This is a genomic window from Brevibacterium sp. CBA3109, assembly GCF_040256645.1.
GTDB lineage: Bacteria > Actinomycetota > Actinomycetes > Actinomycetales > Brevibacteriaceae > Brevibacterium > Brevibacterium koreense.
In genome coordinates this window covers 2,787,981-2,811,443 of the sequence record NZ_CP158281.1, presented here as the reverse complement: position 1 = coordinate 2,811,443, position 23,463 = coordinate 2,787,981, and the positions used below count along the sequence as shown (strand labels likewise).

The following is a 23,463-nucleotide window of genomic DNA, read 5'->3' as shown; positions in this document are numbered from 1 at the left end:
CATTTACCTCGCGTAGCGCAGTTTTCGGTAGGCGCGAACGACCGGAGCCGGGGCCATGGTGCGCAGCTCGGCGCGGATGAGCAGACGCTTCTGCTTCCACACGGCGCTGCGCCGGTTCGGCAGCTGACCTGCCCTGGCACGTGTGGCCAGGAGCTCCAGATGGTGACGAAGTCTGCCGTCGTCGGAGTGGAAGTAATTCTCGGCCAGCCACGCCGAGGTGGGAAATCCGATGGTCCCGGCCGTCACCTCGGCGAGGCTGCCGGTGGCACCGGAATCGGCGAAGGCCTCATTGAGCAGGTTCCTGTCGAAGCCGAAGTCCGAGATCAGCAGGGTGGGGATGCCGCGGTCGAAGGCCTCCAACGCCGCCGTCGATGACACAGTCACCAGCGCGGCACCGGGCACGAGGAAGTCGTCCAGTGGACCATAGCCGAGCTCGATACGCTCAGTACCAGGAACACCCAGATCACGCAGGCCTTTGCGGATATCGACGTACGAGTGCTGTTCGTGATGCGTTTCGTGCTCACCGGGCCGCGAACGCATCTTGATGACCGCGTTCGAGTCTGCGTGACGTGAGGCGAACTCGGCGAGCGCGGCCACGATTGCTTCTCGATCACCGAGCGCCTCGGGCACCTTGGCCTGCGGAGCGAACACAAGTGTTCGGGGGACTTCGGTCTGCATAGGCTTGGATGCTTCACCAGCGTCGGGCTGGAATGCACTCGCAGGAGTGACAAGCTGGGGGATCCCCGTCGAGCGCAGCATGGGCAGGCGGGTCAGGTAGATCTCACAGGGCACCTGCGTGAGTGCACTGACCTCGGTGTACTGGGCCACCTCGGCGAAGGAATGGGTGATGAACGCATCCATCAGGCGGCGATAGTTCATGCCCTTCTTGCTGGCGGGCAGCCCCATTCCGGGTAGGCCGGAGACCAGGGCTGGGCGGTGATCGAGCAGGTGCGCGGTGAGGAAGAGCTGGGCGACGATCGGCCCGGTGGCGGCCCCGAGCACAATGTCGGCGTGATGGTCGGTGATGATGTGGGCCAGGTCGGTGCGGGTGACAACGGGGATGGTGCGGCCGGCCCAGGCGGTGCCGGCGATAGCGTGGGTGATCTGCTCTGCGGTGGGCAGAATCGGGCTGTCGATGAGGTAGACGTGGGCTTCGACGCCGGGCAGGGAACTCAGCAGCTGGGTCGCCCATTTGAGGTAGGACTCGGAGTCGGAGACGGAGACGATCCGGATCGGCTCGACCGAATGTGCATCAGGTATCGACATCTGCCTTGACCGATTGGGTATTGAGGGACTTACGCAGACTATCGGCTGAGGCGCCGGTCCACCATTCGGCCGGAATCTTGGTGACGGCGATCGTCACGTCCGGGTTCAGTGTTGCCAAGGAGATCGCCGCGGTGCTGGGCAGGCTGCGGATGGTGGAATTCGGCGGCAGATTGACCAGGCGCAGTTCGATCGGCAGGCCGACGTGTTTGATGCGCACACGCTCGTCACGGCTGAGCTCGGCGAGGAACTCGTCGGTCTCTCGGCGGTGCGGGTAATAGGTGATCGGACCGTCGGCCATGAGTTCCTCGAGCCAGGTGCGGTAGGAGTCTGCGTGGATGAGCCCGTCGGCGACGAGGGCCGAGCCGATGACCGGGTTGTCTCTTGGGTGGCTGCCGCCGGTGGGCAGGGTCTGCAGGTGTTCGAACTTATGGCGGGTGATCTCCGCGCCTGTTTTGAGGAAGGCCTTGCGCATGGTCTTCGACACCGGCAATGCGGTGTGCCAGCGCAGCCTCCCTGCCGGTGCCAGCCCACGCAGACGGTCTGCGACGTGTGCGGACATGACCGCACGTGAAGCCTTGAGCTTCTGCCGCGGACGCACGAGGGGTCCGCGCTTGGCCGTGAGGATCTCGATGGTCGAATAGGTGGCCAGACCGTCGTCGAGGATCACGACCTCCGGCATGCGACGCTCCAGGTAGGCCAGTGCGAGTGCCTTGTGGACCTGCCCGGAGCAGGCATCGCCGATGTAGATGCGATCGAAGTTCTGTTTGCGCAGGACTCCGGGCTTGGCCCCGACGCGTTCGAGGGTGATGTTCTTCGGCAGCCATGCGGAGTCGAAGGCATCGAGGAACGACGTCATGCCCTTCGCATTGGCGCGGGCCCGTATCAGCAGCTCCTCAGCAGGTTCGTGGGCTTCGAGTGCGGAGAGGAACTGCAGGGGCGACTCGACGAAGGCGATCGAGGTGAGTTGAGTCTTCTTGGCCATCATCGGTCTCTTCCGCCTCCAAGCCTCGAGCTCAGTGTCGACTTCACCTTCGGGACCAGCTTCGGGCCGTCGATGGAGATCCCGTAGGTCTTCAGGATGTGCTGAGCGTGCTTCGCCTGCGTGCGCAGACGTCGCTTGGCTGAGCTGAGCCCCTTGCGATGCGATGGAATCTCCAGGCGTCCGGGCAGATCCAGCTTCGTCAGACGCTTGCGTTTGAAGTACTTCATGTCCTGACCGCCGACGGCCGATTCGAGGAAGTCGCTCGCGTTGCCCCGTAGGTGGGAGGCCGTCTCGGACTGCATGCAGTAGGTGACGGCGTCGATGAGCGGACCCAGGTCCTTCGTGCCGGTGGGCTTTGTGCGGGCGGGCTTCGTGCCGGACTCCGCGTTCACGGGGGTGGTCGCTGGCGGCCCAGGTGTCACCTCGGCGAGCTCGCCGGGCAGGACGTATCCGCCCGTGTGCAGGGCATCGACGATGGTCAGCGGGATCCGGTTGCTGTTCTGGTACGGCGCTAGGACCTGCAGCATCATCGAGGTGCCGATCGCGGCCGTGTCGGTCCCGAACAGGGCTCGTGCGGTCGCGAGCCCGGTGGAATAGCAGGACACGACGAGGCATGGTCGGGTGGTGGCGATGACGATCTCGGCCAGCAGCGGCACATCGGCGAGCACGAATTCCAGTCCCAGTTCCAGGCTGCGCTGACGCAATGGTTCGGTCGTCGTCCGCGCCGAGGTGGGGTGTGGTTTGAAGATGACAGCCGACAGTCCGCGAGCCTTGACCTCATCGATCATCTGCAGGTGCAGATCCAGCTCCTCCTCGGCGGTGATGAGGTCGATCTGGGCGAGGTACTGGCCCAGGACCATTCCAGCCTCGGGGATCGGATCGCAGAGTTTCGCCGCCGCCAACTCCGGGGCCACCTCGGCGGCCATGTCCTCGATGACCGACTTCAGGTCCGCGGCCGGCAGCACCACACGCTCGGGGGAGTGCTCGACCAGCTGACGTGGGGTGATGCCCGGCAGGAGGTCCGTGTAGTAGATCGCCTGGAGGCGCTGGTATTGCGGCAGGGACAGCGGATTGCGGATCGGGCCGTAGCTCATCAGCCCATCGGAGTGCACCGAAATTCTCGCGGTGGTGAAGATCTGGGTGAGCACACCGGCCGGGTGGCCGGGCAGGGACTCGACGATGAGATCGATGGGTTCGTTCTCCGCGATCGCCCATTCCGAGCGCAGCGATCTCGCCATGATGGGGGCGCGTTCGCCGGAGATCCCGAAGGTCTTCGGGTGGTTGGGCCAGATGGTGGCATTCCAGTCGACGATGAGATCGAAGCAGGTCAGCAGGCTGGCCGATCCGGGCATGTCATCCGCGGCGGGAGTCAGCTCTGGGGCGAAGGAGTTGTTGGCGATGACGAGGATCCGGCGCATCTCGGTGCCACCGAGGTGTCCGGCGCGGATCAGGGCGACGATGTTCGCGAGCTGGTACTGGGTGGAGACCTGGATGATCTGGGTCATCAGCGTGCCCTCCTGACGATCGACTCGATCACGGGCAGCCGGTGCTCCCCGAAGTTGTGCAGGGCAGCGTCGATGATGTCGTCATCGACGCCCTTGAGCGTGTTCACCGCTCCCAGGTTGAGCTGCGACCTGACCTGGTGGTTCATTGAGGCGCCGCGGTTGTGAACCTGGAAGTAGAGGATGGAGAGGAAGTTGCGCACGGCCTTGCGTTCGAAGCGGCGGAACTCCGGGTTGGCCTCGAGCATCGCGAACACGGAACGGAAGGCGGGGATGAAGTCGAGCTGGCGTTCGTCGAAGATCGCCGTCAACGAGGTGGGGCTGCCCTTGCGATAGCAGAGGCCAGCGGTGTCGACGACGGCGAAGCTGTCGGTCTCAAAGTGGTGGCGCCACGTCCAGGGACGATCCTCACAGGTGCGCAGTTCCGGGTTGAACTCGAGCAGGCCACGCTGAGCCATGGACCGGGAGTAGATGCCGGTCCAGCACTCGGGGAAGTCGACCATGGTCGAGGCGTCGTGGGGGAGGATGTAGTCGCGGGGGTTGAGCGCCGTGTTGTGGGTGAAGCAGGGGGCGTTGCGCAGTTTGCGGTTGAAGCCGTTGACGATGAGGTAGTTGGTCTTGACGAAGTCCACGCCCAGACCGGTGATCGAGTCCGTCAGGGACCGCAGATGGCCAGGCGCGTACCAGTCGTCACCGTCGAGGTAGGTGATCGTGTCACCGGTGGCAGCTTCCAGCGCGGTGTTGCGTGCCGTGGAGACGCCGCGCGATTCCGCGTTGTGGATGGTCACCAGGTTGAGCCGGTCGCCGAATTCGGCAATGACTTCCGCGGTGTCATCGGTGGACCCGTCGTTGACAACGATGACTTCCAATTCGTCACGTCCGAAGCGCTGGTTGACCAGGCTCTGCAGGCTCCCGCCGATCGTTTCCTCGGCGTTCTTCGCTGCGATGATGACACTGACGACTGGCGCTGTCATTGGGTCCTTTCGCGGTGGTGCTGTTCACTCGTGGAGTTTATGTCGTGCGCTGGTGCGTGCACGGTGTCTCCTGGGCGGACGGTCTGTGTGGTTTGCTTTCGATTGATCGTAGAATTCTTAAGCGAACGGTGGGTTGCGCCGAGGTTGACGCCCTGGACAGGTGAAGTTCACCTACTGTTCGCCCACCGCCCATAGCCTTGTGCAATGCCGGACTTGAAGCTGTTCCACTTCGACATCCCAACCTGGGGAAACTACGGCGACAAGGCCCTGTTCCCTGTGGTCAGGGACGCTTTCCGAATGCTGGGGTCCGGTGGCGCAGACGGCGTCAGCAGCACCTCTGGTCGGGCGGGCGGCGGCATGTGGCAGTCGGGTAATGAGGTGGATTTCACATCGGCGGCGGCCCTGCGCCGCGAGGTGGATTTAGCTCTCGTCGAGCGAATCAATTCAGCGGCCGATGCTGTCGTCATCGGCGGTGGCGGGCTGTTTCCGCAGGACACGAACCCGAACCGGCTGTCGGGGTGGCAGTGGAAGATCTCCGCCGAGGCGCTCGCCGCCATCGAAGTCCCGCTCATTATCTATGCCCTCGGTGACAACCGGTTCCCCGGCCAGCCCGAATTCGACGAGCGCATGCACTCCCATGTCAGCCGGGTCCTCGACCAATCAGTGTTCTTCGGCCTGCGCAACACCGGCAGCATGCGCACGATGTCCCGGTTCCTCGGTGTGGACGGCAGTTACGATCGGCGACTGCCGAATCAGGCACTGGCCGCGGGCCAAGCGTCGGAATCCCAGGTGGGGACGATCTCTCGCTCGGAAGCGATCCGCTTCCAGCCGTGTCCGACGACCATCGCGGGTCTGCTCTACGAGCCCTTGATCGACCGCCGCCCCGATCCGAGCCAGAAGGTCCTGGCGATCCAGATGCTCGTTCATCCGCGCCAACAGGCTGCCGGCTTCGACGCCGAGGTGATCCACCAGGCCACGATCGAAGCCGCCCGCATGCTTGTGGCCAAGGACTGGACCATCCTCAGCGTTCCCTTCCACCCCGATGACGCCGAGGTGTCACGGCAGTTGCTCGCCGAGGTGCCTGAAGTCGAAGAGGTCAGGCTGCATGGACCGAACGTCGGGTTCTTCGCCGGCTTCGATCTGTTCGCCTCCATTCCCTATGTGCTGGGTGGTCGCGGGCACGCGCAGATGATTCCCTTCGGAGTCGGTTCGATCCCGATTTCCTTGGACCTGCATGCGAAATTGGGGTATTTCGCCGAGGACATCGGGCATCCCGAATTCGTTGTGCCTGTGGCGCCGGAGGGCATGGCGGATGAGAGTGACATTGGCAGCGAAACTGGCTGCGAAACTGCTCGGCGGGCGCTGACCTTGGCGCAGCGGATCGTCGACACGGTCGAGCGGGCCTACGCACAGGGCAATGATCTGCAATGCGAACTTCTGTCTACTCGGCAGGATCTGTTCGACCTCACTCGAGACAACCATGAAGTGATCCACGATCTGCTGCGACCTGGGTCCCGCCCCGCTTCGACGGAAACGACTGCTGGGCAGTTACCTGGTTCTGAGAAGCTGCGCACCTCTGTCGATATCCGAGCCGAGGAATTCCACCTCGCGGCTGTGGCTGAAGCTGAGGAATTCAGTGCCGCGCAGACGCGAGACCTCACAAAAGTCCGCCGCGAGCACAAGAAGAAGCTCGAAAGCTTAGCCACGCACAGCAAGGGCCTCGAGACGGAACGCGAGAACCTTCGAGCGGAGCTCAACCACAAGGAGTCTCAGCTCGAGCGACAGTCTGCGGAGCTTGATGCCCGGACCACGGAACTTGACGCTCAGACCGCGGAGAGGAACCGCCACGCCGTAGCTGCCGCCGGACTGGGGAAACAGCTCGACGAAACCAAGGCCCTGCTCAGGTCGGTCAACGACCGCACTGCCACCGCCGAAGCGAAGGTTCTCATCGACAAGACTGCACATGGGCTGACGTGGAGAGCACGAAGAATCAAGCGCGCATTCAAACGCTGAATAGAAGCGCATGCAGTGGAGAATGGGGAGTCGCGTGGGCTGTTACGGTGAGAGCAAGGTGCCTGGTCTGAGTCGCTGTGTTTGATGCGCTGAACGGTACGAATGTTGGCAAATGCCTAGCGCAACTGTGAGGAGCCCATTGCGTAAACATATCGTTTTGATACTGCTAATGGTCGCGGCGTTTTTGCCTGTCGTCGGAACCAGTCCGTGGTTTGCACCCTATGCTGTGTGGCTGTGGTGCGCGGGATTGCTGCTAGCTGCCATCGCTATTGTGGTCGCTATTGGTCGTGAGAGACGGCGAAGGCGGACGACCACTGCCAGTTCCTAATTTCGTAATCCGAACATAGAGCGGCCCAGTAATTACGCAATGAGGCGATCATCTCGGAACTGTCCCACCACCTCGGCGTGCGACCACGACAACGGCCCCACCACCTCGGCGAGGTGATGGGGCCGTGATCAGCTGTTCAGGTCAAAGCGCGATCAGGTCAGACGCTGACCTTGCGGAGCGAATCGATCTTCGACTCTTCGCCTGGCATGACGCGTTTTTCGCCGTCGCCGAAGGCGGTTTCGAGGACGCGTACACCCTTGACGAGTGAGGTGAACTCGCGTGGCTCCATCGATGCGGACTGGTCCGAGCCCCACATGGAGGAGTCCAGGGTGATGTGGCGTTCGATGGTCACTGCGCCCAGTGCTGCGGCGGCGAAGGAGATCTCGAGGCCCAGCTCGTGGCCGGAGTAGCCCACGTTCACGCCGTAACGCTCGCGCATGGTGGTGATGGCCTTGAGGTTGACCTCTTCGGGAGGCAGCGGGTAGGTCGAGGTGGCGTGCATGAGAACCAGCTTGTCGCGATCGAAGACCTCGACGGCTGCATCCAGCGTGGCCCAGTCGGACATGCCCGAGGAGCACAGGACCGGTTTGCCGGTCGCGGCGATGGCCCGGAGGAGTTCGAAGTCCGTCAGCGAGGCCGAGGCGACCTTGTAGGTCAGCGCATCGAACTCGTTTTCGAGGAAGTCCACGGAGTCAGTGTCCCAGGGGGAGGCGAACCACTGCAGACCGACTTCCTTGGCGTAGCGGTCGATCTCGGCATATTCGTCCTTGCCGAATTCGACGCGCCACTTGTAGTCGAGGTAGGTCATCTCGCCCCATGGGGTCGAGCGCATCTTGGACTTCTGGTGTTCGGGCACAGCCACATCGGGGTTGCGCTTCTGGAACTTCACAGCCTGGGCACCGGCGGTGACGGCGACATCCATGAGCTGCTTCGCGATCTCGACGTCGCCGTTGTGGTTGATGCCGATTTCGCCGATCATGTACACGGGCTGATTCGGGCCGACGAGGTGGTTGCCGATGGCCACAGGGGCGAGTAGATCAGTCATGAAACCTGCTTTCGATTGGTACGCAAACCTTCTGCGTGATTCGTGAGCAACGGCTGTTGCTGCGGGATGGATGGTCGGTAAGTGGGTGTCTGGTGTGCGTCTGCTGCTGCGCCTTCGTTGTGGCCAGCGGAGCCGAACGGATCGGAGCCCAGCACCGATGCCAGTGCTCGCGTCGGCAGCTGCTGCGTTGCCTGGTTCGACACGGGAATGAGGTCGCAGACTTCGCGGACCGCTCCCTTTCCTCCGGGCCGATCGAGGACGACTCGAGCCGCTGCGAGCACCTTGGGATGGGCGTCGGCAACCGCGATGGGCCAGCCGACGACGTCGAAGGCTTCGAGGTCGTTGATGTCGTTTCCGACGTAGGCCACTCGGGCTGGGTCAAGGCCCTGGTCATCGATCCACGACCGCAGGACCTGGGATTTATTGTCGGCGCCCTGAGTGACGTCCACATGAAGTTTCTCCGCCCTGCGAGTGACAACTGGGTTGCGTTCCTTCGACAGGATCATGACAGGCAGCCCTGATCTCACGAGGCGTGAGACTCCCATGCCGTCGCCGCGGTGGATCCGGACCTGTTCGTTGCCGTCCTCGTCGACGTAGGCACCGTCGTCGGTGTGGACTCCGTCGAAGTCGGTGACGAGGGCGTCGACGTCGATGACCTGCGCGGTTTCCTGTGTGGAGGCGATCGCGCGGACCAGTGACAGGTCGGACATGTCGTCGATTTCACGGGCGTGTTCGGGTGGGACCTCTTCGATTGCGACACGACCGAAGAAACGGTGTTCATGTTCGAGGAGACCGTCGGTGCGCATGACGTAGAACGCACCGGTCTCGTTGTAGTGCTTGGCCCGGTCCTGGCGGCGGGGCCGGAAGCTGGCTTCGTGACCGACGGCCACTGCCGTAGCGCCATCATCGAGGCGCCACAGGAACGAATGGTCCTCGACGGCGGAGAACACGACATCGGCATCACCGTCACGGACGGTTGCGACCGCGTTGTCGATCGAGGCCGAGTCGATGAACGGTGAGGTGCACTGCATGAACACGGTGGTGTCGAATTCCTCGCCGAGGCTGGCCAGCGTGTAGATCAGCGCCGACTCACTGGTCGCGGTGTCACCGGCGATGTCTGCGGGACGGTGGGACACCTCGGCGCCGGATCGGATCGCCTCAGCCGCGATGCCCTCGTGGTCGGTCGAGACGACAACGCGGTCGATGCTCGGGGTCGACCTGGCCGCGTTGATCGCGCGTGCCAGAAGAGAGATGCCGGCGACCTTCTGCAGGTTCTTCAGCGGAATTCCCTTGGAGCCGCCCCGGGCGGGAATGATGGCCACCGCCCGATGCGGCCGTGCTGCGCTCTCGGCGGGGGCTGGGGGAGTCAGAATCGATTGGTCATTCACAATGATTCGACGCTAACGACGGCATGTGGCCCCCAGATGAACGAGCAATGTCGCCGAGGCGACGGCTTCGTGGCGGGTGTATGTCGAGGTGCCGTGGGGCGGGGGTGGTCACCCGTGATGGAGCTGAATGGTCAGCGTCAGGTGAGGTCGGTGTGCCTGTGGGTGGTCAGCGCCAGGTGACGTTCCACATGCGGTTGTTCCAGGCATCGAACGGGATGACAGCGCCTGTGTAGATCGGCCAGAAGTAGGCGAAGGCCATGATCGCGGCCACGAGGATGAGCCCGACGGTCATCCGACGGCCGAACAGGGACCAGGGGATTCGAGTGCCGCGGCCGGCGAATATTGGGCCACGGGAGTTGGGGACTCGGCCCCAGATGAGTGTGAGGCAGTAGGTGAATGCGAGGACGACGAAGGGCACCATGACGATCGTGTAGAAGGTGAAGATGGTGCGTTCCTGGTAGGCGAACCACGGCAGCCAGGTGGCGGCGAGTCCGGCCAGGATGACACCGGCGCGGACGTCGCGGCGGATGATCCAAGCAACCAGTGCGACGAGGATGGCGATGGGTGCCAGCCCCCAGATCACGGGATTGCCGACCGAGGTGATCGCTGCGGAGCAGTGCTCCACGGCGCAGCCCATGCTTCCCTGATCAGGGGATTCGTAGTAGAACGAGGTCGGGCGCCACTGGAGAATCCAACCCCACGGGTTCGACATGTAGGGGTGTTCCGAATCGAGGCCGACATGGAACGAATACGCCGTGTAGTGATAGTGGGCCAGAGACGGCAGCCACAGCAGCCAGTCAGGTAGGGCGCTCCACCAGCCGGCGTTGTCGAAGGCCCATTGCCGGTCCCAGGCATCGTCGGAGCGGATCCACCCGGTCCAGGTGACGAGGTAGGTCAGCAGGGCCACGGGCACCAACTTGATGAACGCAGGAATGCTGTCGCGGATGAGCATGCCGAGCCAGGGGTGGACGATGCCTGCACGGTGGCGTGAATGCACGTCCCAGGCGACGACGAGGATCCCGAATGCGGCGAGGGCATAGAGTCCCGACCACTTCACTCCCATCGCCAAACCCAGGCTGATGCCTGCGGCGATGAGCCAGGGACGCACGCCGAGGCGGGGCCCGAAGTTGATCAGATCCTTGCTGCGCGATGGGCGACGATCGCGAATCCGTTCTGGTGCTCCGGGTGCGGGCGCGTCGGCTGCCGACTCAGCAGTCGAGGCGGCGACCGCCTCGGCGGGGGGACCGTTGGCGGGTGGTGGGGCCTTCGCCCATTTCTCCAGTCGCTTCGTCACGAACTCCCGGTCGAGGACGATGAAGGTGAAGGCGAGGAGGACGAAGGCCATGAGGACGATGTCGAGCAGACTCGTGCGCGAATGCACGAAGTGCTCACCGTCGATCGAGAGCAGACCGGCTGCGACGCAGGCGAAGAACGCGGAGCGGAAGAGCTTCCACGCGACGAAGCCCATGAGGAAGATCGTCAGCGTTCCCACGATCGCCACAGAGAACCGCCAGCCGAAGGAGTCATCGGCACCGAAGAGGTGGACTCCGGCGCCGATGATCCATTTGCCCAACGGCGGGTGGACGACATATTCGGGGGTCGACTCGATGACGCTCGGGTCACCGGCGTTGAAGGAGTCGTCGGCGTTCTCCGGCCAGGAGCGTTCGTAGCCGAACTTGAAGACCGAGTAGGCGTCCTTGACGTAATAGGTTTCGTCGAAGATCAGGCGGTGGGGGAAGCCCAAGTTGAAGAGTCGGAGGACGCCGCCGATCGCCGTGATGATCAGCAGGGCAGGCCACATCCAGACCGGTGCGCGAGTCGCCCACATTCCGGCGGTGAAGGAGCGCCTCCGGATGTCAGCGGCTTTGGCACGGATCGATTCGCGCCGGTGAGCGCGACGTTCCCGAGCGATGAGTTTGGTGGGTGCCGCGGTCGTCGTTGGCGAGGGGCGGTCGGTTCGGGAGTGTGTGGGGTCGGTCGACTCATCCGTGTGGTCGGTGGACCGCCTCGGCGCCTGGGGATCTTCGGGTTGAGTCATTATCGTCAAGTTTAAGGTCGAACGAGACGCTTGTTCCCATCTGATCCTCAGGGTGAGTCGTTTGCATGCGAAGGGAGATCGGCGAGTGATGAGACGTCGGCGTATTGTCCTTCGGGCCTTCTGGACGACTAGGGTAGTCCTCAACAGGCGGCAAACGAATGAAACGGTGATGAGCGTGTCCTATAACCCGAACTATCGCCCGAGCGATCCACCGCAGGTCGGATCCCAGCAGTTCAACAATGGATACGGCGGGTCGCAGCCTCAGCCGGGATACGGCTCGGGCCAGTATCAGGACCAGGGCCAGTATTCGAATCCGAACCAGTATCAGCAGACCCAGCCCGGCCCCGCGATCTATAGTCAGCCGGACGCGTACAGCCAGCCGGGCGCATATGGCTACAGTCAGCCGGGCGCATACAGCCAGCCTGTGACCTACGGTGCGCCGACGATGATGGTGCGGCCAGCAGTGAACTCCCTGTCGGGCTGGGCGATGTGGATGGGCATCATCGGGCTCGCCGGAGGCTTGGTCTGCAGCCTCCTCTCACTGGTCCCCATCATCGGCATACTGTTCTCAATCGTGGCGATGTTTCTATGGATCGCCCCGATCCTCGCGGTCATCTTCGGCCACGTGTCACGCGGCCAGATCAGAAAGACCGGCGAAGACGGTCGAGGCCAGGCGACCGCCGGGTTGGTCATGGGCTATATCGGCATCGGCTTTGCTTTGCTGATGATCGTCATCGTCATCGGCGTTCTAGGACTCGGATTCCTCGCTGCGGGGATGAGCTACTGAGAGATCGACTCCTGCAGGACAGGCTTGTGAGGTTTCATTTTCTGACCTGACACCGGTGGCGTCCTGACACCGGTGGTGCAGGATTGCAACACGATCGTCCCTTTCGGAGCTGGGCGGCTCGATAGCGTTGTGGCAGACGCAGGGGAACGTCCCTTCACCAGGGACCACCCCCTGAACAGCCGCAGCAACAGGAGCAAGCCAGACATGTACACTCGGGACCTTCCCTCCACCGGCGGCAACGGCCCTTCGCGCCACTCGGCTTGCGGCGGCTACTCAGGTTATTCCGCCAATCCCAGGGCTATCGCAGATGGAGCCAAACCTGCCCTCGCTGGCCCAGTGCCGTGCATCTACCAGCCGCTTGCACCGACCAACACCGTGGCGATCATCGGCATGGTGCTTTCGTTTGCCGGGTTTATGACATCATTTGTTCCCGTTGGCATCGCTGGGATCGTCATGGGCCACATTGCCCGCAGACAGATCCGTCAGCGGGGCGAACGCGGAGACCCGATGGCACTGACAGCGCTCTGGGTCGGGTACCTCGGTGTCGGATTCTGGCTCCTCTTCTGGGGTCTTTATCTCGCGATCGCGGTGTTCGCCATCATGATGGTTGCAGCTGCGGAAGCGGCCACCTGACTGAACTGAGACACATCTGTAACAACCTCACCTTTTGTCATAGAGAACGACTCGGTACCGTGGTAGGCATACGCAAGGAGATCGCGCCATGAGCAGTCAGAACAACTGGAACAATCCAGACATGTATTATCAGCAGCCGCAGTCAGGCCCCGCGACTGGCAGCGAATACAACCCCGCGCAAGCCAACTACGGTGCCGCGAGCTACCCAGCCAACTCTGCATACGGCTCCAGCACCCAATATGCCGGCGGAGGCCCCGGAACGGCGTACAGCTACCAGCCGTTGCCGCCCACGAACACACTGTCGATCATTGCCCTCGTCGCCTCGATCTTCGGTGTGATGAGCAGCATCTTCCTCGCAGGCATCGCCGGAATCATCATGGGCCATATTGCCCGCAAACAGATTCGGCAGTCTGGAGAACGCGGAGATGGCTTGGCCGTAGCCGCACTGTGGGTCGGCTACGGCGGCACTGCACTGTGGATCCTCTTCTGGGTTGGCTATGTCGGCATCATGGTTCTCATCTTCGGAGTCGCCATGGTCGGTGCGGGGTCAGCCGGTTGATGTCCGGAAGCCCGGACGACGATGGCAACGATGACTTCCTTGCCGATGATGTGGCCTCGTCACCGGTCGCATCGGGCTCCGACCCGGCCACGGTCTCAACCGGGGGCCAACTCATTCTGGTTGGGACTCCGATCGGCAACCTCGGCGATGCCAGTGAGCGCATGCAGCGTGCCATCGCTTCAGCCGATGTCATCGCAGCCGAGGACACTCGCCGTTTCCTGTCGCTGACCCAGCGCCTGGAACTGACACATACCAAACGTGTCATCAGCGTCTTCGACCACAACGAACAGTCTCGGGCGCCTGAGCTCGTCGAACTCATCCGCTCCGGTCAGACGGTTGTCCTCCTCAGCGATGCGGGTATGCCGGCGGTTTCGGACCCCGGGTATCGCGTTGTCAAGGCTTGCGCTGAGGCAGGCCTACCGATCACCTCCACGCCTGGGCCCTCTGCCGTGCTCATGGCGCTCGCGGTCTCGGGACTGCCCAGCGACCGGTTCAGCTTCGAAGGCTTCCTGCCGCGCAAGTCCGGGGCACGAAAGAACCTCCTCGAAGAGCTGCGCAGTGAGAAGCGGACCATGGTGTTCTTCGAAAGCCCGCACCGCATCGCCTCCACCATGGACGACTTCCTCGCCGTGATCGGACCCGACCGGCCCATGGCCATCAGCCGCGAACTCACAAAGACGTATGAGGAGACCCTGCGGGGGACCGTGTCCTCGTTGCGCGACCGTGCTGCTGACGGTCTGCGAGGGGAGTTGACCCTCGTGCTCGCCGGAGCGACTGCGGTCGAGACTGCCCCTGAGGATCACCTCGACGCCGTCGGTGAACTCGTGGAGTCTGGAGTGCGTGCGAAAGACGCTGCCGGGCAGGTCGCGAAGCAGTTCGGGCTGTCCAAGCGTGAGGTCTACGAGGCCTGGTTGCACCGGGAATGAGAACTCAGCCCATCGCCGAGTTGAGCGTATGAGGGTGTGGACAGTTTGGGGACCGATCGAAGTCTCAAGGCTCCCCTTTGAAGCGGGGCTCTGAAACTTCGATCGGTCCTTTTCTCCCTGTGTGCCTATGCACTTCGGTGCAGTCCACTCGACGCTGCGTGCCGGGGCCGCGCGAGACCAGCACAGAGAAACACCGGTGCTGCACAGAGCGAGCCTGGTTCACTTGTCTGAAGCCGAGGCCCACTTGGTCACGGTCTGCTGTGGGTTCTGCGCAGACTCACGCGTAATGCGATTGGGGACAGACCCGCGTGATCCACAAGTGCCTCTTGCTCGCTGGCCACCAGTGCTCTTGGCCCTTCACCGTGTGGGCATGTACAACATCGTCTACTTCCAGGACCTCAGGGCAGCCGGTGCGGCCACCCCGGAAATCAGAAGTGCATTGGGCTGCTGCCTGTTGAAGCTTGATCGCGGTGTCTATTCGGTCATACGCAGGTGCCGGGTCTCATCGCACCGGCGATTCACCAGATTTGCGCTCGACAAGGCGTGGATGGATTACCACGAGGCCGGACGTCACAGAGAGCGCTCCCAACAGAGGAAGTACCGCGAACATCTCGATCGGCTTCGGATTCTCCACTATCCCCACTATCGGCCTGATGACGTGGTGTGGGGAGTATCGGCGGCGAAGCTTCACAAATTGGGGACCTTCGACGTGCCGACTCAGCCGGTCAACGTCGCCCATCCTGTGTCCAGCTGCCGCACCGCTTCGCTGATCAGGCGGCGCATATCGGTGCGCACCGAGGATGTCAGCGAAGTCGCCGGAATCAGGGTCACTACGCCCGCGAAGACCGCGCTGGCACTGAAGACAGCGCTGGGTCCGGCAGCCGCATTCGCCGCGATCGAGCAAGTGCTGCGTTGGTCGTTGCTCGGCACGGATGAAGAGGCAATCTTCAAAACCGGCTATCCGCCCCAGGTCATGTCGCTGGTACCCGATGCGGTCGACGGGCTCTTCGGCCCGCCGATAGCCCGAATGCCCCGGGGAAAGAAGAGCGCGCGGACACTTGCTGCACTGATCACTCCACTCTCGGAAAGCTATGCCGTGAGCCGAGCGTCCTTTAATCTGCACCTGCTGGGTCTGCACGATTTCGTTCAGCAGGTCGACGTCAAAGAGGGCCATCGGACCTTGACGCGGCTGGATTTTCTTTTCGAAGACGGTGGTGTTGCCCTGTACGTCGACGGAACTCAGAAGTATGTGGATGGAGGAATCACCGTCATGAACAAGGAGAGCTGGCAGCACAATCGGCTGCTGTCGATGGGATACAAGGTGATCCGGTTCAAGTTCAAGGAAGTCATGAATGTGGCGACGTTCTCCCGGAAGCTGTTCGACCAGGCGCCTGAACTCAAGGCGCGGTGCCGGAAGAAGCTGGTGCTGTGAAGCATGCTCAGCCCGCGGTGGGCAGAAATCAGCAGCTGCACCGGATCGGCGTGGAGAAGCCAGGGTGGAGGGGCCAGCACGCGCTGCATGTTGAGTCACGATGCGTTGGGGATCGATCGAAGTTTCAGGGCCCACATTGTGATGTCTAGCGACTTATCTGACAGGTTGTCTCGGGGCTTGTCGGACAATGTTCTGACTGACTTATCGGACACTCCCGAGGGCCATTTCAACGACGGGACTGATGCAGGTTCGGGTGACACCCGAGCTGGCTCACCGAAGTGAAGGCCTACACGACCTGCGAGGTGTGTGGCGTCTCCAACTCGACCGTCACTACCGCAGGGGACAGATACTCGGTGAAGACACTCTGCGCGGTCCACAGATAATGTCAGCTGATTCAACCCACCGTAATTACCAGTGAAGAAGAACGTCCTATCTCACGTTCCCGAAAAGCCTGACCTGGAACTTGATCGCATCGTAGCTAATATATGCATTTGCTGTAATTGTTTATAACCGCCTGTTTTCCTTGTACAGCAAGCCTGGTAGCGTGATGTACATTACATAGTTTATGCAGATTTTTCAGCTAGAGGAGACAATCATGTTGGCTATACGACCAAGCATGAAAAGGACGGCCACCGCGGGGGTTGCTGCGATATCAGCAACCTTGCTGGTGACATTGAATCCAGGGATCGCGACAGGCAGCGAAGTAACGAGCACAGTGGCTTCCCAACAGTTCGCAACCAGCCAATCCCGTGTCGAACTCGCGGGCGTCATCAGCGGAGAGGGACAGAACGATTCCGCTTCGTATACTCTCGCTTTAGAGGCCGGAGATAGACTCGTGGACTCGGGTAAGGGAGACACGATTGTCGACGAATCTGGAGAGACCAAGTTCGCAGTCTCAGTAGCCAGGGCGACAGATGCGAGCGGGGAAAAGGTGCAAACTGAGTTCCAGATACACGATGGAACACTGGCGCAAACTATCAGTGAGGAAGAAGCGGGGGAAGTCGACTATCCGGTCTCCGTGGAAACACACGCACTGCCGTATTTCATCGTCAAATGTTTGGTTGGATTGGGTCTGAGCACACCGGATATCGCCCGAATCGCGTCGATGGGCACCTGGGCTTCGATTGCCGGTGCGTTTGGTCGAGCTGCCGCTGCGTGTGTCTTCGGAAAGTAGGATACGTTGATGTTCAAAAATCCTTCTCAGTCTGATTTGGAGAATCAACTGAAAGATATAGACGAAGAACTGTCTTCCCATCCTTTTTCGAACACACGAGTCGAAGAAGCTAACTCTTTAGTTGAATCGATGAAGGGAAAGGATAAAGAGGAAATCGACAGGACCCTGAAGGATCGAGATATACCTGGCCTCGAAGAACTGGGGAAGGTCACGGCCACGGGAACTTACAGCTGGTGGAAGCTACATAGATCCCGAGCGAAAATATTGAAGAAACTAGAATATATTTGAATATCTTCACTTGCGAGCTGTCGAGCAGTCCCTGAGTACACGCCGGGGGAACTCGAACTTGTCGACAGTCCGCTTCACACCGCATGAGCATGTCACCGAGTCGGTACTGCTGAAGGAAAGATCATGCCTGGAGCTTTCCAACGCTTCTTCACAGAGAAGCCTGAATCAAAACTGGACTATTTGCTCGTCTGGATTTCGATATCGGTTGTGCCGTTTGTAGTCATACCGATAGTCGGTGCCGTAAAAGGCGACGTTGGACAGACAATGGTCGACAATTGGGCGATGTTCATCGTTGTCCCGATGGCGGCAGCAGCCGTGCTGTTTGGTGCTGAGCGAGCTCAAAAGAAGCGTTAGCCGTCCGAACAAGGAGGGGACTGGCAGGTGCCGGTGGCAGTGTCACCAAACGCTGCATCAGTCCCAACGTTCAACGAGGCCTTCGGAATTTTTCAAGTCAAGCGGTACCAGGGTGAGTGAGGCAGTGGTTAGGCTGCCTCTGTTTCGGTGCCCTCCTTTGGTTGGTTGATCCATGCCGGTCCGGGTAGGGCCAGGATCTTGGGATCGGTGGCCTTGCTGAACCTTTGGGGGTGTTTGGCCCGCGCGGCAGCCAAGGTCTGTGAGCGTTTCACGGCGACGCTATCGGCGAAGCCATAGTGGACGTTGGCTGGAGTATGGAACCCGATGCCAGAATGCTGATGAGCGTGCTTGTACCAATCCACGAATTCACTGATGAAGGCCCGCGCGTCGCTCAGGGACGCGAAGCGATCGGGGAAGGTTGGCCCGTACTTCATGGTTTTGAAGAGACTTTCGCTGTACGGGTTGTCGTTGCTCACCCGGGGCCTGGAATGGGATCGGGTGACCTCCAGATCCGAGAGCAGTCCGGCAACGGTCTTCGACGTCATCGAGGTCCCGCGGTCGGCGTGGACGATTTCGGGGATGCCGTGGATGCCGAAGATCTCCTTCATCATCTCCATCGCCAGGACCCCTGATTCGGTGGCGTGCACGTGCGCGCCGACGATGAACCTCGAATGGATGTCCACCATCAGGTAACAATCGAAGTACTTGCCCTTCACCGGGCCAGCCAGCTTCGTAATATCCCAGCTGAGCACCTGACCAGGTGCGGTAGCGACCAGCTCCGGGATGGCCCGGGCCGGGTGCTTGGCCAGCCGGCGGCGCTCCTTGACCTGCTCGTTCTCCTGCAGGACCCGGTAGAACGTGGAGACCGAGCCCAGGTAGATGCCCTCATCGAGTAGCTTCGCGTAGACCTGCAGGGGCGCCAGGTCCACGAACTCCGGGGAGTTCAGTGCCGCCAGGATCTCGGCCCGCTCCGCGGCACACAGCTTGTTTGGCGGCACCACCGGCTCGTGGTCCACCGGGGCGGCAGGTTGACGGTAGATCGTGGTGCGTGAGAGGCCGAGCAGGGCCGCGGCCTGCCGCGTCGGAACAGCCGCCTCCACCAAATGCCGGTAGGCGCTGGTCATTTCTTTCTGGACTTCGGCTCGTCCGGTGATTCCTTGATGGCGTTCTCGAAGAACGCCGAGAGTTTTTCCATGATTCCCAAGGCAGCCTCGGTTCGTTCCAACCGGCCCTCACTCACCTCCAGCTGGCGGCGCAAACGCGCGATCTCGACCTGTTCTGCAGAGAGCTTGCCAATGGTTTCCCCGGGCTTCTTTCCGGTGAGAGCACCGGCATCACGAAGCTTTCGCCATTCAGCGATCTGCGAGGAATACAAACCCTGTTCCCGCAGAAAAGCACCGCCCTCCTTGCCGGTGCAGGCGTCCTCGTACTGGGTCAACAACTCAAGCTTCTGCGCGGGAGTGAACGACCTTCGACGGGACGGTCCACCGGCACGCGGTCCGGAACTACTCATGGACCCATTTTGGCCTACTTCGGCCACAACGAGACTCGACATATTGATTGGCTTCCTGGTTCTCGCCCTACGTGGTCGGACTGATTTGCTCTGTCACCGTGGTCCTGCTCCAGCCTGACACGTAGGGGGACGGGCAGCTCATGGACGTTCTCGTCCTCCCCCTCGACAATGGCCCCACCCTCCGGTGGGAATGCCCTGCCTGTGGTGAAACCGGGTCACCCGTCACCTCGGAAAAGCTCGCCCTCACCGCTGGTCGAGGGCACATGAACATCCACGTCACACCCGAAGACATCCAGGAGCTTGAGGATATGAAGGTGTTGCGGATGCCGTCTGAACTGCTCTCCCCGTTCCAGCGCCGTCACCGCGACGAACTCGAAGCACGCGACCAATGACCACGACAAGCTCGCCACGGCCGTCCTGGAGCATCCAGCAGGCCGCACGGGAGTGTGGGGTGTCAGTGGCCACGATCCGCCGCCGCATCAAGAACGGTTCATTACCGAATGCCGCCCAGGGTGCCCGTGGTGCCTGGACGATTCCGGTCACGGACTTGATCGCAGCTGGCCTCAACCCTGGTCAGCCCTCCCCTCCTGACCATAGTCAGAGGGTAGTCACCGACCTTACTCACAACAATTTTGACCATAGTCATGACCATGGTCAAAACCCATCACCCCAGGTGAAAACCCTTCACGACCTTGAGCAGAAGTTGCTCACTGAGCAACGTGAGGTTGAGCATCTGCGTACCCAAGTGAGCACCCTGCAGAACAACCTCGATGACCTCCGTACGGCTATGAGGATGTTCGAAGCCGGGTCTCGTGACCAGGATGACCACGACGGTATGACCGTGACCGGGCCTGACCGGACCGATTCGACCGCGGTCGAATCGGTCCGGTCAGAGCCAACGGCCGGCGGTTCGTTCTTGCGCCGGCTGTTTCGTAGAAGCAAGTGATCGGAAGACTGATGAATGAAGACCAGATGGGTCAATTCTATGAACGCCGAAGGGCCTACCCGGAGTGCCAGGCAGGCTGGTACCAGCTCATTCTCGATCTCGATAACAAGATCGGCAGCATCGAACCGGGATACAAAGTCGATCAGGTCAATGAAAAGTTCGGGGGCCTACGGTTCTACTACGACCAGATGAGCATCAACGACGACAACCGAGAACGTGTGGACAAACTCGTCGATGCAGCCGAAGCGAAGGCTTACACGATCTCAACTGTCATCACGATCGGCCCCTACTGGGTCAATACTCTCCGCGCAGAACATAGAGAGAAACGAACGGGAAGTTGACATAGCAACAGCCCGTCACCACGAAAGTGACGGGCTGTTGCTATGTCATGTCGTTGTGAAAACGCACTCACGGACGCTCAGCCGTGCGCGGTGCGTTTCTCTGTCCTGTGTCTCAAGACGCCGTCGATGACGAGGATGACGACCCCGCCGACGAGGATGATGACGGGTACGGCAGCGCCCATGGGACTGTTCATCCCGAGCAGCCATCCGAGCAAGGCGGTGGGGATCAGCACGAGCGCCTTGAGCCCAAACTTCTTGAGGCGCTGATTCTTGAGATCGCCCATCGTCTGGGATTCCTCCCGGTCGAGAGTCATACGCACTTCATCTCCTTGACCGCGTCACCACCGGGAGTGCCGGTGATGCGAAGCGATTTACTGCTCTTGCAGATTCCGTTGCTTCCGATTACTGCCAGTCTGCGCGCGGGCTCGCTGGACGTTCCTTACGGTGGTCTTCCTTGTCACGGGTGGACCGCGCTCGTGTGTGCCACGTGTATTCGACGATTCCAGTTATGAGCGCCGTGTTCAGGATCCAGGTCAGGACGAGTGACAGGTCGATCTGCTTGTGCGTGAGTACGGCTGTTGCGGCCGCGATCAGAAAGGTGGTGGCCGCAGCAGCGAGTACGAGAATGAAGTGTCTCATCTCTTAGTCACAGACCTTGTCCCAGGGGACGAAGGAGGAGACGCCACTTCCGGCGGCTCCGCACATGAATCCGCCGACGCCTCCGGTAGCGAGCCCGAATGGGACGCACACCATGCCGTCCCACAGGATCGTCCAACCCCAATTGATAGCGGAGGCCTTTGGACAACCTTGTGCGGAGACGACAGGGGTGCCATCCGCATTGGCTGCCTCAGCTGTGAGGACGTCGTCATCATAGAGGAAGATAGCGTGCTCTGAGCCTTCGACCTTCGGGCTATCGAACCGCACGAGCTCTGTCCCATCGGCGGCGATAACGGTCGCGAGTTGCTTGTTGTCGGAGATCTTAATCTCGTCGCCTGGCTGCAGGTCGAAGCGGATTCCAAGACCACCCTTAGCCTCGGCCATGCCACGTTCGAGGCCGTCTGGCCCCTGGAACATTCCCGGGTCGTCCGAGGAGTCGGTCGTGGTCGCGGTGGCGGGCTGTCCGGCGAACATCGCGAGCGTGAGTGCCAGCACGACGGTGAGAACACCAATCGAGGGCCTCGCTCGCCATTGGGTGCGAAGTGTTCGAGTGCATGGTAATGCCTCATTTCGTTGGAGCTAAATGTGCTTTTACTTGCCAGTTTCAGCCTTGTGCCTTGCTCCGGAGTCTGTCAAGCACCGGGTTTCATAGAGGCTGTTTTTCCTGGTTTTCTATGCAGCTACGCTCGCGGTCGCACCCTGGTTGGTCCACTCAGCTTGGACCTCGAACGGAGGTCGATATCCGATCGCCGAATGCAGTCGTTGCCGGTTGTACCACCCGGTCCATTTCGATGTCGCTGCCATCACCTCGATCAACCCCGACCATTCGCGACGGTCGATCAGTTCCGCTTTGTAGACTGAATTCAGTGCTTCAGCCATGGCATTATCGTATGAATCCCCACGAGAGCCCACCGATGCCACGACCTCGGAGTCAGCCAGGGTCTCACCGTAGCGAATCGACCTGAATTGGACTCCGCGATCCGAGTGGTGCACGAGCCCGGACGCATCCTCGCCGGCCCTGAACTTCGCGGCCAGAGCCATCGTCAACGCGTCCCTGGCCAGAGACTCACGCATATGGTTCGTCACCTGCCAGCCCACGATCTCGCGGTGGAAGACGTCGAGAATGAACGTTGTGTATACCCACCCAGCCTGGGTCGGAATATAGGTGATGTCGGCGACCCAGAGACAGTTCGGACCCTCAGCTGTGAACTCACGTTCGACGAGATCCTCCGGGCACTCCTCGGCCCTGGCCGAGGCTGTCTTCGGACGCTTCCGCCTCCGCCGGACACCATCGATGCCCAGCTGGTGCATCAACCGCTTGATCGTGCACCGAGCGATATTCCCGAACCGGTCCGCATACTCGCGGTTGATCGCCTTCCACATTTTCCGCACCCCATAACAGGAATAGTTCGCCTCGTACACGTTCCCAATGAGGGTCATGAGTTCCCGATCACGAAGGGCACGTGCCGAGGGTTCACGCTTCTCGAAGGCGTAGTACGAGCTCACAGCAATCCGTGCAGCAGTCCCTGAAAGGGCGCGCACGATTGGCTCGACTCCGAACTCGTCACGATTATCGTCGATGAAATCGACGATTACTTGGATGGGCGGTCGAGCTCCGCCGCGAAGAAAGCCGACGCCCGGCGAAGCATCTCGTTTGCCCGTTTCGCTTCGGTCAACTCGGCGCGCAGTCGACGGTTTTCGGCCTCAAGGTCGACCGACTCCGTCGGCGTGGCTCTGCCGGAGTCCTTGTGCTTGCGCACCCAAACTCGCAGGGTCTCCTTGCTCAGGCCGAGTTCGTTCGCGACGCGGGTGATTGCCTGCTCGCGGTCTCAGGATCGGCCTGGGCATGCATGACGAGCTCGACGGCACGAGCTTTGAGCTCATCGGTGTATTTCACTGGCATGAGAGAATCTCCTTCTTCCAATCTCCCTGCCTCTATTATCCCCGGAGCGATTCAGGCGACGTTGGCCTGGGGATCCTGGACGGTCGTGGTCTTCCATGCCCGGGCCCTGACTGCGCGCAGACTGATCTCGCGCATAATCGCCCCGACCGTTGACTCCGATACCGCGATGCCATCGGCGTTGAGTAGCCGGGCCAGTTGGTCCCGGCCTGCGCGACCGGCACACTCGTTATATTTCGTTGTGACCTTGTCGACGAGCATCGCGTGACGGGCAGCTCGCGGTGAAGGTTCTGCTGGGGTCCGCCACCGGTAGAACGAGGCCCGGGAGACTCTGAGGACCCTGCACATCGTGGCGATCGAATAGGTGGCCTTCTCTGCTTCGATGAACTCGTAGAGGTCGTCTACTGTTGCTTCGCG

The 23,463-nt window shown here is 61.4% G+C and carries 26 protein-coding genes and 1 other annotated feature; of the genes, 12 read left to right on the top strand and 14 right to left on the bottom strand.

What is annotated here, in order from left to right:
- Positions 1 to 3: 3 nt before the first annotated feature.
- From AAFP32_RS12865 to AAFP32_RS12850, 4 genes are read right to left on the bottom strand one after another with little or no spacing between them, the layout of a single operon-like run.
- Positions 4 to 1,266 carry a DUF6716 putative glycosyltransferase gene (locus AAFP32_RS12865; RefSeq protein WP_350269451.1) on the bottom strand — a complete coding sequence of 421 codons (1,263 nt, stop codon included), beginning with the start codon at positions 1,264 to 1,266 and terminating at the stop codon, positions 4 to 6.
- A complete protein-coding gene (locus AAFP32_RS12860; RefSeq protein WP_350269450.1) occupies positions 1,253 to 2,248 on the bottom strand; it encodes a hypothetical protein in 996 nt (331 codons plus the stop codon). The genes AAFP32_RS12865 and AAFP32_RS12860 overlap by 14 nt, the downstream gene beginning before the upstream one ends.
- Complete coding sequence (locus AAFP32_RS12855) at positions 2,248 to 3,753, bottom strand: polysialyltransferase family glycosyltransferase (protein WP_350269449.1); 1,506 nt, start codon at positions 3,751 to 3,753, stop codon at positions 2,248 to 2,250. Before AAFP32_RS12855 ends, AAFP32_RS12860 begins: the two co-directional genes overlap by 1 nt.
- On the bottom strand, positions 3,753 to 4,724 hold the full coding sequence (locus AAFP32_RS12850; protein WP_350269448.1) for a glycosyltransferase family 2 protein: 972 nt from the start codon (positions 4,722 to 4,724) through the stop codon (positions 3,753 to 3,755). The genes AAFP32_RS12855 and AAFP32_RS12850 overlap by 1 nt, the downstream gene beginning before the upstream one ends.
- 204 nt (positions 4,725 to 4,928) lie before the next feature.
- Between AAFP32_RS12850 and AAFP32_RS12845 the strand changes: the two genes are divergently transcribed.
- Positions 4,929 to 6,737: a hypothetical protein gene (locus AAFP32_RS12845; RefSeq protein ID WP_350269447.1), complete on the top strand. Its 1,809-nt coding sequence runs from the start codon at positions 4,929 to 4,931 to the stop codon at positions 6,735 to 6,737.
- A 485-nt stretch (positions 6,738 to 7,222) separates the two neighbouring features.
- On the opposite strand, the gene AAFP32_RS12840 is transcribed toward AAFP32_RS12845, so the two are convergent.
- From AAFP32_RS12840 to AAFP32_RS12830, 3 genes are all read right to left on the bottom strand, one after another.
- A complete protein-coding gene (locus tag AAFP32_RS12840) occupies positions 7,223 to 8,110 on the bottom strand; it encodes an N-acetylneuraminate synthase family protein (protein ID WP_350269446.1) in 888 nt (295 codons plus the stop codon).
- A complete protein-coding gene (locus AAFP32_RS12835; protein ID WP_420883398.1) occupies positions 8,107 to 9,426 on the bottom strand; it encodes a cytidylyltransferase domain-containing protein in 1,320 nt (439 codons plus the stop codon). The genes AAFP32_RS12840 and AAFP32_RS12835 overlap by 4 nt, the downstream gene beginning before the upstream one ends.
- A 238-nt stretch (positions 9,427 to 9,664) precedes the next feature.
- Positions 9,665 to 11,536, bottom strand: a complete 1,872-nt coding sequence (locus AAFP32_RS12830) for a dolichyl-phosphate-mannose--protein mannosyltransferase (RefSeq protein WP_350269444.1) — start codon at positions 11,534 to 11,536, stop codon at positions 9,665 to 9,667.
- A 169-nt stretch (positions 11,537 to 11,705) separates the two neighbouring features.
- On the opposite strand from AAFP32_RS12830, the gene AAFP32_RS12825 reads away from it, so the two are divergent.
- The 8 genes from AAFP32_RS12825 to AAFP32_RS12790 all read left to right on the top strand — a co-directional run bounded on the left by AAFP32_RS12825 (position 11,706) and on the right by AAFP32_RS12790 (position 17,689).
- Positions 11,706 to 12,323 carry a DUF4190 domain-containing protein gene (locus AAFP32_RS12825; protein WP_350269443.1) on the top strand — a complete coding sequence of 206 codons (618 nt, stop codon included), beginning with the start codon at positions 11,706 to 11,708 and terminating at the stop codon, positions 12,321 to 12,323.
- A 204-nt stretch (positions 12,324 to 12,527) separates the two neighbouring features.
- On the top strand, positions 12,528 to 12,956 hold the full coding sequence (locus AAFP32_RS12820) for a DUF4190 domain-containing protein (protein ID WP_350269442.1): 429 nt from the start codon (positions 12,528 to 12,530) through the stop codon (positions 12,954 to 12,956).
- Positions 12,957 to 13,044: 88 nt separating this feature from the next.
- Entirely contained in the window at positions 13,045 to 13,515 is a 471-nt protein-coding gene (locus AAFP32_RS12815; protein WP_350269441.1) for a DUF4190 domain-containing protein, read from the top strand.
- On the top strand, positions 13,515 to 14,441 hold the full coding sequence (gene rsmI / locus AAFP32_RS12810; protein ID WP_350269440.1) for a 16S rRNA (cytidine(1402)-2'-O)-methyltransferase: 927 nt from the start codon (positions 13,515 to 13,517) through the stop codon (positions 14,439 to 14,441). Before AAFP32_RS12815 ends, rsmI begins: the two co-directional genes overlap by 1 nt.
- 787 nt (positions 14,442 to 15,228) lie before the next feature.
- Complete coding sequence (locus AAFP32_RS12805) at positions 15,229 to 15,873, top strand: hypothetical protein (protein ID WP_350269439.1); 645 nt, start codon at positions 15,229 to 15,231, stop codon at positions 15,871 to 15,873.
- 595 nt (positions 15,874 to 16,468) lie between these two features.
- Positions 16,469 to 17,047: a hypothetical protein gene (locus AAFP32_RS12800; RefSeq protein WP_350269438.1), complete on the top strand. Its 579-nt coding sequence runs from the start codon at positions 16,469 to 16,471 to the stop codon at positions 17,045 to 17,047.
- 9 nt (positions 17,048 to 17,056) lie between these two features.
- The gene (locus tag AAFP32_RS12795; protein WP_350269437.1) at positions 17,057 to 17,335 is read left to right on the top strand and encodes a hypothetical protein; all 279 of its coding nucleotides are present in this window, start codon (positions 17,057 to 17,059) and stop codon (positions 17,333 to 17,335) included.
- A 123-nt stretch (positions 17,336 to 17,458) separates the two neighbouring features.
- Positions 17,459 to 17,689 (top strand): hypothetical protein, encoded by a 231-nt coding sequence (locus AAFP32_RS12790; protein WP_350269436.1) that lies wholly within the window; start codon positions 17,459 to 17,461, stop codon positions 17,687 to 17,689.
- A 128-nt stretch (positions 17,690 to 17,817) separates the two neighbouring features.
- Here AAFP32_RS12790 and AAFP32_RS12785 read toward each other — a convergent pair.
- Positions 17,818 to 19,202 (bottom strand): IS3 family transposase gene (locus AAFP32_RS12785; protein ID WP_350269435.1). Its coding sequence is split into 2 segments (ribosomal slippage): positions 17,818 to 18,884 and positions 18,884 to 19,202, totalling 1,386 coding nucleotides; the frame shifts between segments, so codons are not numbered across the junction.
- Positions 19,203 to 19,342: 140 nt separating this feature from the next.
- On the opposite strand from AAFP32_RS12785, the gene AAFP32_RS12780 reads away from it, so the two are divergent.
- The 3 genes from AAFP32_RS12780 to AAFP32_RS12770 all read left to right on the top strand — a co-directional run bounded on the left by AAFP32_RS12780 (position 19,343) and on the right by AAFP32_RS12770 (position 20,489).
- Complete coding sequence (locus tag AAFP32_RS12780) at positions 19,343 to 19,594, top strand: hypothetical protein (RefSeq protein WP_350269434.1); 252 nt, start codon at positions 19,343 to 19,345, stop codon at positions 19,592 to 19,594.
- Positions 19,595 to 19,659: 65 nt separating this feature from the next.
- Positions 19,660 to 20,148 carry a hypothetical protein gene (locus AAFP32_RS12775; protein WP_350269433.1) on the top strand — a complete coding sequence of 163 codons (489 nt, stop codon included), beginning with the start codon at positions 19,660 to 19,662 and terminating at the stop codon, positions 20,146 to 20,148.
- Between the two features lie 26 nt (positions 20,149 to 20,174).
- A complete protein-coding gene (locus tag AAFP32_RS12770; protein WP_350269432.1) occupies positions 20,175 to 20,489 on the top strand; it encodes a hypothetical protein in 315 nt (104 codons plus the stop codon).
- A 77-nt stretch (positions 20,490 to 20,566) separates the two neighbouring features.
- Here AAFP32_RS12770 and AAFP32_RS12765 read toward each other — a convergent pair whose 3' ends face one another.
- The 6 genes from AAFP32_RS12765 to AAFP32_RS12740 all read right to left on the bottom strand — a co-directional run bounded on the left by AAFP32_RS12765 (position 20,567) and on the right by AAFP32_RS12740 (position 23,394).
- Complete coding sequence (locus AAFP32_RS12765) at positions 20,567 to 20,803, bottom strand: hypothetical protein (protein WP_350269430.1); 237 nt, start codon at positions 20,801 to 20,803, stop codon at positions 20,567 to 20,569.
- An 88-nt stretch (positions 20,804 to 20,891) separates the two neighbouring features.
- Positions 20,892 to 21,128, bottom strand: coding sequence for a hypothetical protein (locus tag AAFP32_RS12760; protein ID WP_350269428.1), 237 nt, complete (start codon positions 21,126 to 21,128; stop codon positions 20,892 to 20,894).
- A 3-nt stretch (positions 21,129 to 21,131) separates the two neighbouring features.
- Complete coding sequence (locus AAFP32_RS12755; protein WP_350269427.1) at positions 21,132 to 21,641, bottom strand: hypothetical protein; 510 nt, start codon at positions 21,639 to 21,641, stop codon at positions 21,132 to 21,134.
- 177 nt (positions 21,642 to 21,818) lie between these two features.
- Complete coding sequence (locus AAFP32_RS12750) at positions 21,819 to 22,688, bottom strand: IS3 family transposase (RefSeq protein WP_350269426.1); 870 nt, start codon at positions 22,686 to 22,688, stop codon at positions 21,819 to 21,821.
- Positions 22,650 to 22,778, bottom strand: a sequence feature (AL1L pseudoknot). It overlaps the preceding gene by 39 nt.
- Positions 22,739 to 22,906, bottom strand: coding sequence for a hypothetical protein (locus AAFP32_RS12745; RefSeq protein ID WP_350269425.1), 168 nt, complete (start codon positions 22,904 to 22,906; stop codon positions 22,739 to 22,741). It overlaps the preceding feature by 40 nt.
- A gap of 194 nt (positions 22,907 to 23,100) precedes the next feature.
- A complete protein-coding gene (locus AAFP32_RS12740; protein WP_350269424.1) occupies positions 23,101 to 23,394 on the bottom strand; it encodes a hypothetical protein in 294 nt (97 codons plus the stop codon).
- Between the last annotated feature and the right edge of the window lie 69 nt (positions 23,395 to 23,463).